Origin of the sequence: Curtobacterium sp. KBS0715 (genome assembly GCF_005938005.2) — a bacterium.
In the GTDB taxonomy this organism is placed as follows: domain Bacteria; phylum Actinomycetota; class Actinomycetes; order Actinomycetales; family Microbacteriaceae; genus Curtobacterium; species Curtobacterium flaccumfaciens.
Genome location: NZ_VCCA02000001.1, coordinates 1688835 through 1705103, shown reverse-complemented (window position 1 = coordinate 1705103; position 16269 = coordinate 1688835). Strand labels below are relative to the sequence as shown.

Here is a 16269-nt window from a genome sequence, read left to right as displayed (position 1 = left end):
CCACTCTGTGTCGGGGGTGGTGACGGTCCCGAACCCGCCCGGTTCTACTGACGGAGGCGCTGGTGCGCTCCGCGTTCTTCCGGAAGCTCCCCGGTGATGGCCGGATCGACGCTCTTGGAACACGACTTTACCGGACGGGAGCATGCTTGAGTGATGCCCGCAGAAGAACGTCCCGAGTCACTCGTCACCGTCCTGATCGCGTTCGGGGCGAACCTGCTCGTCGCGATCGCGAAGACGATCGCCTCGCTCGTCTCGGGTTCGGCCTCGATGGTGGCCGAGGCGGCGCACTCCTGGGCGGACACCGGCAACGAGGTGTTCCTGCTCGTCGCGGAACGACGGGGCGGCAAGAAGCGGGACACCGCGCATCCGCTCGGGTACGGACGCGAGACGTACATCTGGTCGATGTTCGCCGCGTTCGGCCTGTTCACGGCCGGTGCGATCGTGTCGATCTACCACGGCATCTCGGAGTTCGGGGACACCGGGCCGGCCGAGGACGTGGTGCTCAACTACGTCGTGCTCGGGGTCGCGTTCCTGCTCGAGGGCACGAGCTTCCTGCAGGCGTACCGGCAGGCGCACGGTGCCGCGACCAAGCGCAAGGTCCCGGTGCTGCGGCACGTTCTGCAGTCGTCGAACCCGACGCTCCGTGCGGTGTTCGCCGAGGACGCGGCGGCGCTGATCGGCCTGGTCGTGGCGTTCCTCGGGGTGTTCCTGCACCAGGTCACCGGGCTGGCGGTGTTCGACGCGCTCGGCTCCATCGCGATCGGTGTGCTGCTCGGGATCGTCGCGATCGTGCTGATCGACCGCAACCGCCGGTTCCTGCTCGGTCAGAGCACGTCCCCCGAGCTCGAGAACGCGGTGCTCGTCGAGCTGCTGGGCCGGTCGCAGGTCGAGCGGGTCACCTACCTGCACCTGGAGTTCGTGGGGCCGTCGCGGGTGTACCTCGTCGCGGCCGTCGACCTGACGGGCAACGAGACCGAGGAGCACGTGGCGGTGCGGTTGCGTGACGTGGAGAAGTCGCTCGAGGACAGCCCGTACATCGAGGAGGCCGTCCTCACCCTGAGCTACCCGGGCGACGAGTCGCTGGTGCCGACCGACGGCGACGTGCCCGAGGTGGTCCGGGACGGCACGGCTTCGGACGTGGCGTCCGGTGGCGCGGGGACCCTGCGCACCGAGTGAGCGTCAGCGGGTGTGCGGGCGTACGGGCGGGTGTCGGGCGGGTGTCGCGGGACGCCGGCGTGTCCGTCCGACGCCGCCACGTGCTCGACACGCCGCCGAATCCGGCGGCGTCTCGCCGGCGAGGCGGCGTCCCGCGAAGACGACGGCGTGTTCTGTGAGCGACCGACCGGCGGACGGGTGGCGCGGTGCCAGACCGCCACGAGCCTCCGGACCGACCGTCGGTCACGACCACCGCCCCGGGCACGACCGCAGGGCGACGGCGTCAGCGGGCGTCGAGGCCCGCGACCACCGGGGTGAGCGCCGCCGCCACGTACTCGACGAGCGCACGGCGGCCGACCCCGTCGGTGACCCACACCCCGAACGCCGCGGCGGCGGCACCGAGCATCGCGCCGGACACCGTCTGCGGCCAGAGCGAGCGCGGCTGCTCCCCCGTGCGGCCCGCGACGAAGGCGGCGACGGCCTCGTGCTGCGCCGTCACCCGGACCGCGACGCCCGCCACCAGCTCGGACCCGATGCCCATCACCTCGGCCTGCGCGACGGCCCACGGCACCCGCTCGGGGTCGTGGGCACGGGCTGCGGCGAGGATCGCCTGCTCGACGGCCCGGACGGCGCTCGGCTCGGTCGACGCGGCGAGGTACCCGGGCAGCCCGGCGACGGCGGCGTCGAGCTCGAGCCACATCACGTCGGCCTTCGCCGGGAAGTAGTTGAAGAACGTCGCGCGGCTGACCCCGGCGCGGGCGGCGATCTGGTCGACCGTGGTGCGTCCGTACCCCTGCTCGAGGAAGAGCTCGGCTGCGGCGTCCGCGAGCACCTCGGCGCTCGAGCGTCGGGGGCGGCCACCGCGGCGGATCGGTTCGTCCATGGGCCCCAGTAAACCGCTAGACTCGGTCAGCCATGATCTTGGACTCAGTACAGAAAACCCTCACCGCAGTCGCGGGCGCCTCGGCGGTCCTGCTCGTCCTTGCTGCCTGCAGCGGACCGGGCACGAGCACCGGGAGCAGCACCCCGGTCGCGGGCGGCACGCTCACCTACGCCTCGGGCGACGCCGAACCGACCTGCCTCGACCCGCACGTCGGCGGCAACTACCCGCAGGCGCTCCTGGCGACGCAGTACATCGAGGAGCTCGTCGGGCTCGAGGACGGCGGGCCCACGCCGGAACTCGCGACGAAGTGGACCACGAGCGACGACGGGAAGACCCTGACGTTCACCCTGCGTGACGACGTCTCCTTCAGCGACGGCACCCCGTTCGACGCCGCCGCGGTCGTGGCGAACATCGAGCACGTGCAGGACCCGGCCACCGCCTCGAGCACCGGCTACCTGGCGCTGCAGTCCATCACGAAGGCGACCGCCACCGACGAGCGCACCGTCACGCTGACGCTGAGCCGACCGGACAGCGCGCTGCTCGAGTCCTTCTCGCAGCCCTGGGTCGGCATGGAGTCGCCGAAGGCGCTCGAGCGCGAGCAGGCGACGAACTGCGAGTCCCCCGTCGGCACCGGCCCGTTCCGGGTCACCGGCTGGAAGCACGGCGACCGCGTCACCCTGACGAAGAACACCGACTACTGGGGCGCGACGAAGCCGCGCCTGTCCGGCATCACGTGGCGGTTCCTGCCGGACTCGACCTCGCGCTACGCCGCACTGCAGTCCGGCCAGGTCGACGTGATCGACAACGCCCAGCCCGACCAGCTCAAGGCCGCATCGGCGAAGGGCGCCATCCGCGACCTCGACGCCCCACGCCCTGGTGCCTCGAACCGGCTCGAGCTGAACTCCGGTCACGGGGTGTTCCGCGACCAATCGGTGCGCCAGGCCTTCATCGCCGGTGCCGAGATCGACCCAGGCCTGCAGTCGCTGTTCCTCGGCACCGCGAAGCGCTCGTACTCGGTGCTCTCGAGCGCCGAGCCGCTCGCGTACTCGGAGAAGAGCCGGTTCGACTACTCCCCCACCAAGGCGAAGCAGATCCTCGACGACGCCGGGTGGAAGGTCGGGTCGGACGGCATCCGCGAGAAGGACGGCAAGCAGCTCACCGTGACGTTCCCCGTCTCGACGAACCAGTCGGTGCCGGCCGAGCGCAGCTTGTTCCAGCAGATCCAGGCGTCCGAGAAGGCCGTCGGGTTCAAGGTCGTCCTCGACGAACTCGACCTGTCCAGCTGGTACGCCGCCCTCGCCGCGAACGAGTACGACGTCGTCAGCGCCCCGTACACGAAGGTCGGCCCCGACGTCCTGCGCATCCTGTACGACAGCGCGAGCATCGAACCGGCACCGTCCGGCTACTTCGCGAACCTCGCCCAGCTCGACGACCCCGCGCTCGACCGGCTGCTCGAGCGGGCCGCCCGCACCTCGGACGCCGACCAGCGCGCCGACCTGTACGAGCAGGCCCAGAAGGCGATCCTGGCGAGCGACACGGTGCTCCCCCTGTACGACCAGCAGAACCACTTCCTGGTGCGCTCGGCCGTGCACGGCATCCGGACCACCCCGGTCTCGACGCCCTGGTTCGGCACCGCCTGGATCGACCGCTGACCCGGATGCGATGGGTCTGGTGGGCCGTCCGGCGGCTCGCCGGGGGCATCGGCGTGCTCTGGGCCGTCGCGACGATCGTCTTCGTCGCGATCCGGCTCATCCCCGGTGACCCGGCGCTCGCGATCCTCGGCGGACCGGGCTCGCAGGCCTCGGCCGAGGCCGTCGCCCAGGTCCGGCACGAGTACGGCCTCGACCAGCCGGTCCTGGTGCAGTACGCGGTGTTCCTCGGACGCCTGGCGACCGGCCAGCTCGGGGACTCGTACGCCTTCCGCACCCCGGTCGCGACGCTCCTCGCCCAGCAGCTGCCCGTCACGCTGACGCTCGCGGTCGCCGGTCTCGTCGTCGCCTGGGTGCTGGCGATCATCGCCGCCTGGGCCTCGACGCAGCGCGGCCGGATCGCCGCCGGGCTCACCAGCGCCCTGAGCGTCACCGCGAGCGTGATGCCGCACTTCTGGCTCGGCAGCGTGCTCATCGTGGTGTTCGCCACCTTCCTGGGGTGGGTGCCGGCGGTCAGTGACGGCACCGCGCGCGGGTGGGTGCTCCCGGTGCTGACCGTGGCCGTGCCGGTCGCCGGGTACCTGGCCGAGACCGTGCGCGACGGCGTGGTCGACGCGCAGCGTTCGGCCTTCGCACTCGCCGCCCGGGGCCGGGGTGAGACCCGCCTCGGACTGTTCGGACGCCACCTGCTCCGGCACGCCGCCCTGCCCGGGATCGCGCTGTCCGCGTGGGCCTTCGGGTCGCTCGTCTCCGGAGCCGTGGTCGTCGAGTCCGTGTTCGCCCTGCCCGGCATCGGCCGTGCCCTGGTCACCGCCGTCACCCAGCGGGACATGCCACTCGTCGCCGGCATCGCGATGGTGTCCGCCGCCGCGTACGTCGTCGTGCTGGCCGTGGCCGACCTGGTCGAGCGTGCCGTCGACCCGCGCAGCACCGCACGGAACGCGGCCCTGCACCCCGGTGGTGCGCGACGCCGTCGAGCCGGACGTCCGGCGGGCGCGCGGTGAGCGGGATCGCCGACCCGGGCCTCCAGACCGGAGCGCCCGGCCACCAGACCGCCGTCGGCACCGAGCGCGTCCGTGGGGGGACGCTCGGCGCCGGCGGCATCGCCGCGGGGGTGGTCGTCCTGGTCGCCGTCGTGGCGGCGGCGTGGCCCGCCCTGCTCGGCGGCGGGGACCCGCTCGCGGTGCACCCCGCAGATGCCCTGGCTGCGCCGAGCGGCGCGCACCCGTTCGGCACCGACGAGTCCGGACGCGACGTCCTGGCACGGGTGGTCGCGGGGACCCGGGCATCGCTCGTCGTCGGCGTCGCCGCGACCCTGATCGGCGGCGGCGTGGGCGTCCTGCTCGGCGTCGTCGCCGGACTCGGCGCCGGGGCCGGACGACCCGGACGCCTGCTCGACGCCGTCATCGGACGCGTCACCGAGGTCGCGTTCGCCCTGCCGCTGCTGCTCGTCGCCCTGGTCGTCATCGCCGTGACCGGTCCGGGTCCGGTGCCGGCGGTGCTCGCGGTCGGGTTCGCGACCGCTCCCGGCTACGCCCGGATCGTGCGCGGCCTGGTCCGGCCCGCCCGGAGTTCGCAGGTGGTCGAGACGGCGGTGCTGCTCGGCCGCTCCCCCGCCCGCACCGTGGTCCGGCACGTGCTGCCGACGGCGCTCTGGCCCGTCGTCGCCGTCGCCACGCTCGGGGTCGGGCAGGCGGTCGTGTGGGCCTCGGCGCTGAGCTACCTCGGCGTCGGCACGCCCCCGCCCGCGCCGGAGTGGGGCGCGATGCTCGCCGACGGTCGCACGTACCTGCAGACCGCGCCGTGGATGAGCACCTTCCCCGGACTCGCGATCGTGGTGCTCGCGACCGCCGTCACCGTGCTCGGCCGCGCGATCCGACGGACCGGGGCCGCGCGGTGAGCGCTGTCCTCGACGTCCGCGGGCTCACCGTCGCCATCGGCGGCACCCCGATCGTGCACGGTGTCGACCTGCGCGTCGACGCCGGCGAGTGCGTCGCCCTGGTCGGGGCGTCCGGTTCCGGCAAGACCGTCACCGCCCGAGCAGTGCTCGGCCTGTCCGCGCCCGGTGCCGCCGTGCACGCCGACGCGTTCGCGGTCGACGGCGTCGACGTCGGCGGGTACACGGACCGGCGGTGGCGCCGGCTGCGGGGATCACGGGTCGGCTACGTCGGCCAGGAGGCCCTGGGCGCGCTGGACCCGCTGCGCCCCGTCGGGCGCGAGGTCGCCGACAGCCTCCGCCTGCACACCGAGATGCGTGTGGCCGAGCGCGTGGACGCCGTGCGCGACGCCCTGGCCGCGGTGGGCCTCGACCCGGACATCGCGACGGACGGCCGGCTCGCCGGAACGCTGTCGGGTGGGATGCGTCAGCGGGCCCTCATCGCCGCGGCGACCGTCGGGTCCCCCGCGCTGCTGGTCGCCGACGAACCGACGACGGCGCTCGACGCCGGGGTCGCCGTCACCGTGATGGAGCAGCTGCGGGCGGCGCAGACCCCGGGCGCCGGACTGCTCGTCATCACGCACGACCTGGGGCTCGTCGCGGGGTGGGCCGACCGGGTCGCCGTCGTCCACGAGGGCCGGATCGTCGAGCAGGGCGCGGTCGCCGAGGTCTTCGCGGCGCCGACGCACCCCGCGACCCGGGCGCTGGTGCGGGCGGCCGGTGCGGCGGCGGCCGGCCCCGAGCCCAAGCCCGGCGCAGAGCCCGAGCCACCGCACGGTGCCGATCGAGCGGACCGGTGCGAGGGAGATGGCTCCGTGCAGTCCTCTGACGATGCACCGAGCGGCCAGCCTCGCACCGACCGCGCGACTGCGCACCATGCGCCGATCGGCGACCGCGGCACCGAGCGCGCAGCCTCTCACGGTGCGAGGGGGGTGCTCGCGGCCCAGGGGCTCTCGCGGGAGTACGACGGGATGCTCGCGGTGGACGACGTGTCGTTCGGGCTCGTGCGCGGCCGGGTGCTCGGGGTGATCGGCGCCTCGGGCTCGGGCAAGACGACGCTCGCGCGGATGCTCCTCGGGCTCGAGTCGCCCGACGCCGGCACGGTCACGCTCGACGACGAACCCTGGGTCCCGCTGCCCGAGCGCGAGCGACGCCCCCGACGGCACCGGGTCGCGGCCGTCGTGCAGGACCCCGGCGCGACGTTCGACGAACGGTGGAGCGTGGAGCGGGTCCTCGCCGACGCGTTCTCGCGCGGTGACGAACGGCGGGCACGCGGTGCGCTCGACGAACGGGTCGACGCGGCACTGCGGCAGGTCGACCTCGACCCCGTGCTGCGGTCCCGCTCCCCCCGTACCCTGTCCGGCGGGGAACGACAGCGGCTCGCGATCGCCCGTGCGCTGGCGACCGAGCCCGAGGTGATCGTGCTCGACGAGCCGGTGACCGCCCTCGACGCCACCGTGCAGGACGCCGTGCTGCGGCTGCTCGAACGGCTCCGCGACGAGACCGGGGTGGCGATGGTGTTCGTGTCGCACGACCTGCGGGCGGTCCGGCGGATGGCCGACGACGTGCTCGTGGTGCACCGCGGTGCGGTCGTCGAGCACGGCCCCGCCGCCGAGGTCTTCGCGCGCCCGGCGCACCCGGTGACCGCGCGGCTGCTGCACGCCGCGGAGCGGCTGGCAGCGGGCCCCGCCCTCACGGGCTGAGCGACAGTCCACGCGCGCTCGCACCCGTGGACTGTCGCTGTGCGCGTGACGTCACCGACGGCCCTGGAACGGCCAGGAGGCCCGGGGCGCGTTCCGAGACGGAACGTGCACCGGGCCTCCTGGCCGGGTTGCCGCGGGGCGGCCCCGTGGTCAGGAACCGGAGGGTTCCTTCTGCGCCGCGTCGGCCGAGATGATCGGGATCTCGCTCGTCGAGAAGTCCTTCGCCCAGTCGGACTGCGCGAGCTCCGACGTCGGGTCGTTGTAGTCCTCGATGACGCCGGCGATCTCGTCCTCGGAGCCGACCGTCGGGCCGGAACCCATCAGCGGGCTCGCGGCGGTCTCCTTGGTGAAGTACACCGCGACCAGGCCGATCACGGCGGCGAGCATCAGGTAGAACGCGGGGATGTCCTCGGCCCAGCCGTACCCGGCGTCCTTCGCGGCGTTGATGAGCGCGGCGGTCGCGAGCGGGGTGGTCCCGCCGAAGAGCGACACCGACACGTTGAACGCGATCGCCAGGGCGCCGTAGCGGATGATCGTCGGGAACAGCGCGGGCAGCGTCGACGGCATGGTCGAGGTGAACGTGACCAGCACGACGCCGAGGATCAGCAGTCCGGCGAAGACGCCGACGCCGGTGCCGGTCTGGACCAGCTTGAGGGCCGGCCAGGACAGCAGGATGAAGCCGATGCAGCCGGCGGCGAGCACCGGACGGCGCCCGAACTTGTCGGACAGTCGGCCGCCGAAGGTGATGACGACCATCATGAGCAGCATCACGATGACGATGAGGATCAGGCCGAACGTGGCGTTCTGGCCGAGGTTCTGCTCGAGGTAGGTCGGCATGTACGACAGCAGCATGTAGTCGGTCACGTTGAAGACCAGGACCAGGCCGATGCAGATGATGAGCGAGCGCCAGTTCTCGGCGAAGAGCTTGAGGAACGGGGTCTTCTGGCCCTCGCGCTCGGCGGCCTGCTCCTGCTGCTTCTGGAACGCCGGGGTCTCCTCGAGCTTGAGGCGCAGGTAGAGGCCGATCAGGCCGAGGGGGCCCGCGACGATGAACGGGATGCGCCAGCCCCAGCTGAGCAGGGCGTCCTCGGACAGGCCGAACTGCAGGCCGGTGACGATCGAGGCGCCGAGCACGTAGCCGGCGAGGGTGCCGAACTCGAGCCACGAGCCCATGAAGCCGCGGCGCTTGTCGGGCGAGTACTCGGCGATGAAGGTCGCAGCGCCGCCGTACTCACCACCGGTCGAGAAGCCCTGCACGAAGCGGGCGACGAGCAGCAGGACCGGGGCCCAGAAGCCGATCGTGTCGTACGACGGGATCAGACCGATCATGAGCGTGCCGGCTGCCATCAGGATCATCGTCAGCGCGAGGACCTTCTGGCGGCCGATCTTGTCGCCGATCGGGCCGAACACGGCACCGCCGATCGGGCGCACGATGAACGCGGCGGCGAAGAAGCCGAACGTGGCGACGATGTTCGCGGCCGGGTCGCCCTGCGGCAGGAACACCTGCGAGATGGTGACCGTCAGGTACGCGAAGATGCCGAAGTCGAACCACTCCATGGCGTTGCCGAGCGCGGCAGCCGCGACGGCACGCTTGAGCAGCGACTCCTCGACGACGGTGACGTCGTCCTTCGTCAGATCGCGACGAGCGCGCTTCGCGGCGCCCTTCGTGCGCAGCGGCCGATCGCCGTGCGGGTGGGGTGCGTTGTTCGGTGCCAAGTCGTTCCTCCGGGGTGCGGTGCTTCCTTCGGGCGTCCGGCGGACGGCGACGTTGCAGCTCCTGCGAACCCTGCGCTCGCCGGACAAACCCAGGAAGACTAGCAGGCTCCGGGCGTGTCCGACAGTTCGGTGTGCTAGACGCTGCTCGATGATGGCCCCGTCCGACCGGTCGTCCGCCTGCGCGTGCGTGCGCGGCCGCTACGATTGGGGCACCGCGCGTCAGGCGCGGAACACTCAGGCACCTCATCACGGACTCGGTGCCGCACACACGTACGGAAGGCACACCCATGACCAAGCCCATGCCCGAGAAGCCGAGCGTCGACGGACTGGAGCAGGTCTGGGGGCCGGTCTGGGAACAGGACGGCACCTACCGCTTCGACCGCGACGCCGCCGGTCACCGCGACGCCGTCTGGTCGATCGACACCCCGCCGCCCACCGCCTCCGGCTCGCTGCACATCGGCCACGTGTTCTCGTACACGCACACCGACCTCAAGGCCCGGTTCGAGCGCATGCGCGGCAAGCACGTCTTCTACCCGATGGGCTGGGACGACAACGGTCTGCCCACCGAACGCCGCGTGCAGAACTACTACGGCGTCCGCTGCGACCCGACCCTGCCGTACGAGCCCGGGTTCACGCCGCCGTTCGAGGGCGGGGACGGCAAGTCCTCGAAGGCCGCCGACCAGCTGCCGGTGTCGCGCCGCAACTTCATCGAGCTGTGCGAGCGCCTGACCGTGCAGGACGAGCAGCAGTTCGAGGAGCTCTTCCGCACGCTCGGCCTGTCGGTCGACTGGACCCAGTCGTACCGCACCATCGACGACACCTCGCGGGCCAGCGCCCAGCGCGCGTTCCTGCGCAACCTCGAGCGCGGCGAGGCCTACCAGGCCGACGCCCCGACCCTGTGGGACGTCACGTTCCGCACCGCGGTCGCGCAGGCCGAGCTCGAGGACAAGGAGATGCCCGGCGCCTACCACGGCATCGCCTTCCACCGCACCGACGGCGGCGACGACGTCGTCATCCAGACCACCCGCCCGGAGCTCCTCCCCGCCTGCGTCGCCCTGGTGGCGCACCCGGACGACGAGCGGTTCCAGGACCTCTTCGGCACCACGGTCCGCTCCCCCCTGTTCGACGTCGAGGTCCCGGTGCTCGCACACCACCTGGCGCAGAAGGACAAGGGCGCCGGCATCGCGATGGTCTGCACCTTCGGTGACACCACCGACGTCGTGTGGTGGCGCGAGCTGCAGCTGCCGAACCGCGCGATCATCGGCTTCGACGGACGCGTGCGTTCCGACGAGCCCGCCTGGATCGAGTCGGCGACGGGCCAGGCGCTCTACGCCGAGATGGCCGGCAAGACCGTGTTCTCGGCCAAGAAGGTCGTCGTCGACGCCCTGACCGAGTCCGGCGAGCTGATCGGTGACGTCAAGACCATCCAGCACCCGGTGAAGTTCTTCGAGAAGGGCGACAAGCCGCTCGAGATCGTGTCGACCCGCCAGTGGTACATCGTCAACGGTGCGCGCGACGAGCAGCTGAAGAGCACGCTCCGCCAGCGCGGCGAGGAGATCGCGTTCCACCCGGACTTCATGCGCGTCCGCTACGACAACTGGGTCGGTGGCCTGTCCGGCGACTGGCTCATCTCGCGCCAGCGCTTCTTCGGCGTGCCGCTGCCCGTCTGGTACCCGCTCGACGCCGACGGCAACCCGGTGTTCGACCAGCCGATCGTGCCGACCGAGGCGCAGCTGCCCGTCGACCCGGCCTCCGAGCCCGCCCCCGGCTTCACCGAGGACCAGCGCGGCGTGCCCGGCGGGTTCCAGGGCGAACTCGACGTCATGGACACCTGGGCCACCTCATCGCTCACCCCGCAGCTCGCGGGCAAGTGGGAGACCGACCCGGCGCTGTACGACCTGGTGTACCCGTACGACGTCCGCCCGCAGGCGCAGGACATCATCCGCACCTGGCTGTTCACGACCGTGCTCCGCAGCCAGCTCGAGGCCGACGTGGTGCCGTGGAAGCACGCCTCCATCTCCGGCTTCATCGTCGACCCCGACCGCAAGAAGATGTCGAAGTCGAAGGGCAACGTCGTCACGCCGCTGTCGATCCTCGAGCAGCACGGCGCCGACGCGGTCCGCTACTGGGCGGCCTCGTCCAAGCTCGGTACCGACGCGGCGTTCGACCCGCAGAACCCGAAGCAGATCAAGGTCGGCCGTCGTCTGGCGATCAAGGTGCTCAACGCGGCGAAGTTCGTCTACGGCTTCCCGCTGCCCGAGGGCGCCACGAGCGTCACCGAGGCCCTCGACGTCGACATGCTCGCCGAACTCGGTGCCGTCGTCGAGCAGGCCACCGCGGCGTTCGACGGGTTCGACCACGCCCGTGCCCTCGAGATCACCGAGCGCTTCTTCTGGACGTTCTGCGACGACTACCTCGAACTCGTGAAGGAGCGTGCGTACGGCACCGCGTCCGACGCGACGCACGAGACGCAGGCGAGCGCGGTCCTGGCACTGCGCGGCGCGATCGACGTGCTGCTCCGACTGCTGGCACCGTTCCTCCCGTACGCGACGGAAGAAGTGTGGGCCTGGACCCACGACACCAGCGTGCACCGGGCCTCCTGGCCGACCGCTGCCGACCTGCCGACCGACGCGGCCCCCACCGGGCTGCTCGCGGCCGTCGGGCAGGCGCTCATCGGGATCCGCGGGGCGAAGACGGCGGCGAAGGCGTCGCAGAAGACGCCCGTGACGCGTGCGGTCGTCGCGGCGCCCGCCGAGACGCGGGTGCTCATCGAGCGCGCAGCGGTCGACCTGGCGGCCGTCGGCCGCATCGAGAACCTGTCGTTCGTCGACGGCGACGAACTCGCCGTCACCGAGATCGAGCTCGCGGAGCAGCAGGCGTAACGTCGGCTCTCCGGGCCGGGTCGCTTCGGCGACCCGGCCGCGTCAACCACCGGACCGGAGGCACGGATGCAGTTGGGCACACGCTGGAACGTGGGTGGGGAGCCGCCTGCGCGACTGCCCGAGACGATGGTCGTCGCCGTGCGCGGGGTCGAGGACGAGCTCGCGGCGGAGTCCGTCGACACGGCGACGTGGGGCTGGACCCTGACGTTCCTGGAGGGCAAGCCGATCGTCGAGCTCGACGACGGCACCTCGATCCACCTCGACGCACTCGGGCACGCCCAGGTGACGAACCCCGACGACGCGGGCGAAGAGGACTAGCGCGCGGCTTGGTTCGCTTGGAGTGCAGAAATGGTCGGGTCCCCGGTGGGGACCCGACCATTCCTACTCACGATGCGGGCGCCCCCGCCGGGGAGCGCCCGCGTGATCGCCGAGGGATCAGGACTCGGCGAGCCAGGTGCCGAGGACCTCGTTCACCTCGGCGGTGTGCGTGGTGAGCAGGCCGTGCGGGGCGCCCTCGATCTCGACGTACTTCGCCGCGGGCAGTGCCTGGGTGAAGCGTCGGCCGGTGGCGTCGATGGGCAGGATGTTGTCCGACGTGCCGTGCACGATCAGGGCGGGGACGGTGACCTTCGGGATGTCCTGGCGGAAGTCGGTCGGCCAGGTCAGGGGTGCGGCCGCGGACGCGATGGAGCCGGAGCCGGCCGCGATGTTCCAGGCGTTGCGGACCTGCTCCTCGGAGATGCGGGTGCCGAGGTTCTCCGACAGGTTGAAGAAGTCCTGGTAGAAGTTCGTGAAGTACGCGTAGCGGTCCTTCGCCACGTCGGCGGCGATGCCCTCGAAGAACGACATCGGGCCGGCGCCGTCGGGGTTGTCGTCGGTGATGGCCAGGAACGGCTCGAGCGAGGCGAGGAACGCGACCTTCGCGATCTGGTCCTCTCCGTGGCGGCCGATGTAGCGGGCGATCTCGCCGGTGCCCATCGAGAAGCCGACGAGGATCACGTCGCGCAGGTCGAGGGTCGTCAGGACCGTGTGCAGGTCGTCGGCGAAGGTGTCGTAGTCGTAGCCGGTGGACGGCTGCGAGGACCGGCCGAAGCCGCGGCGGTCGTACGTGATGACGCGGTAGCCGGCCTCGAGGAGCATCGGGACCTGCCCCTCCCACGAGTTGCCGTCGAGGGGGAAGCCGTGGATCAGCACGATCGGCTGCCCCTGGCCCTTGTCCTCGTAGTGGAGTTCGATGTCGACGCTGTTCTCGGTTCCGACGGTGATGGCACCCATGATCGTTCCTTCCCTGAGCATCGCGGAGAACGATCGTTCTCCGCCGATGTGGACTACAGTAGAGAACGCCCGTTCCCGGCGCAAGTCGAGAACGGTGAACACTCAGGGAACGGGGTACACACATGGCCACCAGCACCGTCGAGCCGGACGTCCGAGCACACATCGTCGAGGTCGCGGACCAGCTGTTCTACACGCGCGGGATCCAGTCCGTGGGGATGGACGAGATCCGCACCGGCGCAGGGGTCTCCCTCAAGAAGCTGTACGCAGCGTTCCCCGGCAAGGAGCAGCTCATCGCCGCGGTGCTCGCCGGCCGCCACGACATGTGGGAGCAGGGTGTGCACGGCGCGGTCGAGGCTGCGACCAGCCCGCGCGACAAGCTCCTCGCGGTCTACGACTTCCTCGAGTCGTGGTTCGGCGACGACACGTTCCGCGGCTGTGGGTTCATCAACGCGTTCGGCGAGCTCGGCGCGACCTCGCCCGCGGTCGCCGAGATCGCGCGCGCGCACAAGGACTCGTTCCAGCAGTTCGTGCAGCGCCTCACCGCCGAGGTCGTCGCCGACCCCGAGCACGCCGAGGAACTCGCCGCGCAGCTCGCACTGCTCGCCGAGGGCGCGCAGACCACCGCGGCCATCGCCGGCACCACGGCGCCGGCCGCGCACGCGCGCCGTGCCGCGGTGACCCTGATCGACGCCGCGATGCGCTGACACGCGACGCGGGACGGTCGGGAGGCCCGTGGCGGCGCCGCCACGGGCCTCCAGACCATCCCGCTGGTCGCGCCGGGCGCGGGTGCGCTCGCCGGGCCGTTCCGGGCGTACCTGGTCGTTCCGGGCGTACCGGGTCGGTTCCTTCGACCACGTACGCCCGATTCCGCTTCCCAGTCCGGGCGTCATGGGAAGGAACGGACTCCAGCACCCGTGCATAGGGTGGGCAGATGGCAACCCCGTTCGACGTCCCGAGCACCCTCCCCTACGCCCTGCCGCCCTTCGGCGACGTGCGACTCGAGCACTACCGACCGGCGTTCGAGGCCGGCATGGCCGAGCAGCGCGCCGAGGTCGAGGCCATCGCCACCGACCCGCACGCCCCGACGGTCGAGAACACCCTGGTCGCACTCGAGCGAGCCGGGCAGCTGCTGACCCGCGTCAGCCACGTGTTCTTCACGCTGTCGTCGGCCGACTCGACCCCGGAGCTGCACGACCTCGAGGCCGAGGTCTCCCCGCTCCTCGCCGCCCACCGCGACGCGATCACGCTCGACTCCCGCCTGTACGCCCGCGTGCAGGAGGTGCGGAGCGGTGCCGAGGCCGCCGGACTGACCGGTGAGGCGCTGCGCCTGGTCGAGCGGACCCACGCCGAGATGACCCTGGCGGGCGCCGGCCTCGACGACGCGGGCAAGGAGCGTCTGACCGCGATCAACCAGGAGCTCTCGACCCTCACGACGACCTTCGAGCGGAACCTGCTCGAGGACACCAACGACTCCGCCGTGCACGTGACGAACGAGGACGAGCTCGAGGGGCTCGACGACGGGGCGAAGTCCGCCGCGGCCGCTGCTGCAGCCGACCGGGGCCTCGACGGCTGGCTCATCACGCTGCCGCTCTACACCGGACACCCGTGGCTGTCGTCACTGGCGAACCGTGACCTGCGCGAGCGGATCATGCGCGCCTCGCTCGCCCGCGGTCGTCGCGGCAACGAGTACGACAACCGCGACGTGCTGCTCCGCATCGTCCGGCTCCGCGCCGAGCGCGCCGAGCTGCTCGGGTTCCCGAACCACGCCGCCGTGGTCACCGCCGACGAGACGGCGAAGACCCCCGAGGCCGTGGACGGGCTGCTGTCCTCGCTCGTCGGCACCGCGGCACGGAACGCCGACGACGAGCGTGCGGTCCGGTCGCGCACGGTCGGGTTCGACATCGAGTCGTGGGACTGGGCGTACGCCACCGAGATCCTGCGAGGCGAGCAGTTCGCCGCGGACAGCACCGCGCTCCGCCCGTACTTCGAGGCCGACCGGGTCCTGCACGACGGGGTCTTCCACGCCGCCGGCGCCCTGTACGGTCTGACCTTCTCCGAGCGCCCCGACCTGCGCGGCTACAACGACGAGGTCCGGATCTTCGAGGTCACCGGCGACGACGGTGAGCCGGTGGGGCTGTACCTGCTCGACCTCTACACGCGTGACGGCAAGCGCGGCGGTGCGTGGATGAACCCGGTCGTCGAGCAGTCCGAGCTGCTCGGCACCCTGCCCGTCGTGGTCAACAACCTCAACGTCGCGAAGCCGTCCGCCGGCTCCCCCACCCTGCTCATCCAGGACGAGGTCGAGACGCTCTTCCACGAGTTCGGCCACGCCCTGCACGGTCTCATCGCCCGCACCACCTACCCGCGGTTCTCCGGCACGAACGTCGAGCGGGACTTCGTCGAGTTCCCGAGCCAGGTGAACGAGATGTGGCTGTCGTGGCCGTCCGTGCTGGCGAACTACGCGAAGCACCACGAGACCGGAGCACCCCTGCCGCCCGAGCTCGTCCTGGGGCTCAGCGAGTCCGAGGGGTTCAACGAGGGCTTCGGCACGACCGAGTACCTCGCCGCAGCACTGCTCGACCAGGCGTGGCACCGGCTGTCGGCTGCCGACGCCGCGGCGGTGACGTCCGTCGAGGACTTCGAGCGTTCGGCATTGGAGTCCGCCGGCATCGCCGTCGAGGCCGTGCCGCCGCGCTACTCGTCGACGTACTTCGCGCACACGTTCTCGGGCGGCTACGACGCCGGGTACTACGGGTACATCTGGTCCGAGGTGCTCGACGCCGACACGGTGGAGTGGTTCCGCGACAACGGCGGGCTGGACCGTGCGGCTGGTCGACGCTTCGCGGAACGCCTGCTCGGGGTCGGCGGGGCGAAGGACCCGCTCGAGGCGTACCGGGACTTCCGCGGCCGCGACGCCGAGGTCGGCCCGTTGCTGCGGCGCCGCGGGCTGGAGTAGGCGCGGGGCCGGCGGCACCGCGGCGGCGCGGCCGCAGGCGCTGGCCGGCGGCCGGCGGCCGGGTGGCGCCGGCACCGCACGGCACGGCACCGCACGAACGACGAAGGCCCGCAC

General features: G+C 71.9%; 12 protein-coding genes. 9 read left to right on the top strand and 3 right to left on the bottom strand.

Annotated features, from left to right (window positions below):
* The first annotated feature begins 153 nt into the window (after positions 1–153).
* Entirely contained in the window at positions 154–1176 is a 1023-nt protein-coding gene (locus FFG40_RS08195; RefSeq protein WP_071245036.1) for a cation diffusion facilitator family transporter, read from the top strand.
* Between the two features lie 262 nt (positions 1177–1438).
* On the opposite strand, the gene FFG40_RS08190 is transcribed toward FFG40_RS08195, so the two are convergent.
* Entirely contained in the window at positions 1439–2038 is a 600-nt protein-coding gene (locus FFG40_RS08190; RefSeq protein ID WP_138802839.1) for a TetR family transcriptional regulator, read from the bottom strand.
* Between the two features lie 32 nt (positions 2039–2070).
* Between FFG40_RS08190 and FFG40_RS08185 the strand changes: the two genes are divergently transcribed.
* From FFG40_RS08185 to FFG40_RS08170, 4 genes are read left to right on the top strand one after another with little or no spacing between them, the layout of a single operon-like run.
* On the top strand, positions 2071–3690 hold the full coding sequence (locus tag FFG40_RS08185; RefSeq protein WP_138802838.1) for an ABC transporter substrate-binding protein: 1620 nt from the start codon (positions 2071–2073) through the stop codon (positions 3688–3690).
* Positions 3691–3695: 5 nt separating this feature from the next.
* Positions 3696–4691, top strand: coding sequence for an ABC transporter permease (locus FFG40_RS08180; RefSeq protein ID WP_138802837.1), 996 nt, complete (start codon positions 3696–3698; stop codon positions 4689–4691).
* Positions 4688–5587 carry an ABC transporter permease gene (locus FFG40_RS08175; protein WP_138802836.1) on the top strand — a complete coding sequence of 300 codons (900 nt, stop codon included), beginning with the start codon at positions 4688–4690 and terminating at the stop codon, positions 5585–5587. The genes FFG40_RS08180 and FFG40_RS08175 overlap by 4 nt, the downstream gene beginning before the upstream one ends.
* A complete protein-coding gene (locus tag FFG40_RS08170) occupies positions 5584–7326 on the top strand; it encodes an ABC transporter ATP-binding protein (protein WP_138802835.1) in 1743 nt (580 codons plus the stop codon). The genes FFG40_RS08175 and FFG40_RS08170 overlap by 4 nt, the downstream gene beginning before the upstream one ends.
* A 150-nt stretch (positions 7327–7476) precedes the next feature.
* Here the strand turns inward: FFG40_RS08170 and proP are convergent, their stop codons facing one another.
* Positions 7477–9042 carry a glycine betaine/L-proline transporter ProP gene (gene proP, locus FFG40_RS08165; RefSeq protein ID WP_228513609.1) on the bottom strand — a complete coding sequence of 522 codons (1566 nt, stop codon included), beginning with the start codon at positions 9040–9042 and terminating at the stop codon, positions 7477–7479.
* Between the two features lie 287 nt (positions 9043–9329).
* Between proP and valS the strand changes: the two genes are divergently transcribed.
* Together valS and FFG40_RS08155 are read left to right on the top strand one after the other, a co-directional pair.
* Positions 9330–11924, top strand: coding sequence for a valine--tRNA ligase (gene valS / locus FFG40_RS08160; RefSeq protein ID WP_260678825.1), 2595 nt, complete (start codon positions 9330–9332; stop codon positions 11922–11924).
* 66 nt (positions 11925–11990) lie between these two features.
* On the top strand, positions 11991–12242 hold the full coding sequence (locus FFG40_RS08155) for a hypothetical protein (protein WP_027464702.1): 252 nt from the start codon (positions 11991–11993) through the stop codon (positions 12240–12242).
* A 117-nt stretch (positions 12243–12359) separates the two neighbouring features.
* Here the strand turns inward: FFG40_RS08155 and FFG40_RS08150 are convergent, their stop codons facing one another.
* On the bottom strand, positions 12360–13199 hold the full coding sequence (locus FFG40_RS08150; protein ID WP_138802834.1) for an alpha/beta fold hydrolase: 840 nt from the start codon (positions 13197–13199) through the stop codon (positions 12360–12362).
* A 122-nt stretch (positions 13200–13321) separates the two neighbouring features.
* On the opposite strand from FFG40_RS08150, the gene FFG40_RS08145 reads away from it, so the two are divergent.
* A complete protein-coding gene (locus FFG40_RS08145) occupies positions 13322–13903 on the top strand; it encodes a TetR/AcrR family transcriptional regulator (RefSeq protein WP_111039271.1) in 582 nt (193 codons plus the stop codon).
* Between the two features lie 227 nt (positions 13904–14130).
* Positions 14131–16155, top strand: a complete 2025-nt coding sequence (locus FFG40_RS08140; protein WP_138802833.1) for a M3 family metallopeptidase — start codon at positions 14131–14133, stop codon at positions 16153–16155.
* Positions 16156–16269: the final 114 nt, after the last annotated feature.

Excerpts from the sequence above, each read along its gene's own strand:
- FFG40_RS08195 (WP_071245036.1), top strand. The coding sequence starts at position 154 with ATGCCCGCAGAAGAACGTCCCGAGTCACTCGTCACCGTCCTGATCGCG.
- FFG40_RS08190 (WP_138802839.1), bottom strand. The coding sequence starts at position 2,038 with ATGGACGAACCGATCCGCCGCGGTGGCCGCCCCCGACGCTCGAGCGCC.
- FFG40_RS08185 (WP_138802838.1), top strand. The coding sequence starts at position 2,071 with ATGATCTTGGACTCAGTACAGAAAACCCTCACCGCAGTCGCGGGCGCC.
- FFG40_RS08180 (WP_138802837.1), top strand. The coding sequence starts at position 3,696 with ATGCGATGGGTCTGGTGGGCCGTCCGGCGGCTCGCCGGGGGCATCGGC.
- valS (WP_260678825.1), top strand. The coding sequence starts at position 9,330 with ATGACCAAGCCCATGCCCGAGAAGCCGAGCGTCGACGGACTGGAGCAG.
- FFG40_RS08155 (WP_027464702.1), top strand. The coding sequence starts at position 11,991 with ATGCAGTTGGGCACACGCTGGAACGTGGGTGGGGAGCCGCCTGCGCGA.
- FFG40_RS08150 (WP_138802834.1), bottom strand. The coding sequence starts at position 13,199 with ATGGGTGCCATCACCGTCGGAACCGAGAACAGCGTCGACATCGAACTC.
- FFG40_RS08145 (WP_111039271.1), top strand. The coding sequence starts at position 13,322 with ATGGCCACCAGCACCGTCGAGCCGGACGTCCGAGCACACATCGTCGAG.
- FFG40_RS08140 (WP_138802833.1), top strand. The coding sequence starts at position 14,131 with ATGGCAACCCCGTTCGACGTCCCGAGCACCCTCCCCTACGCCCTGCCG.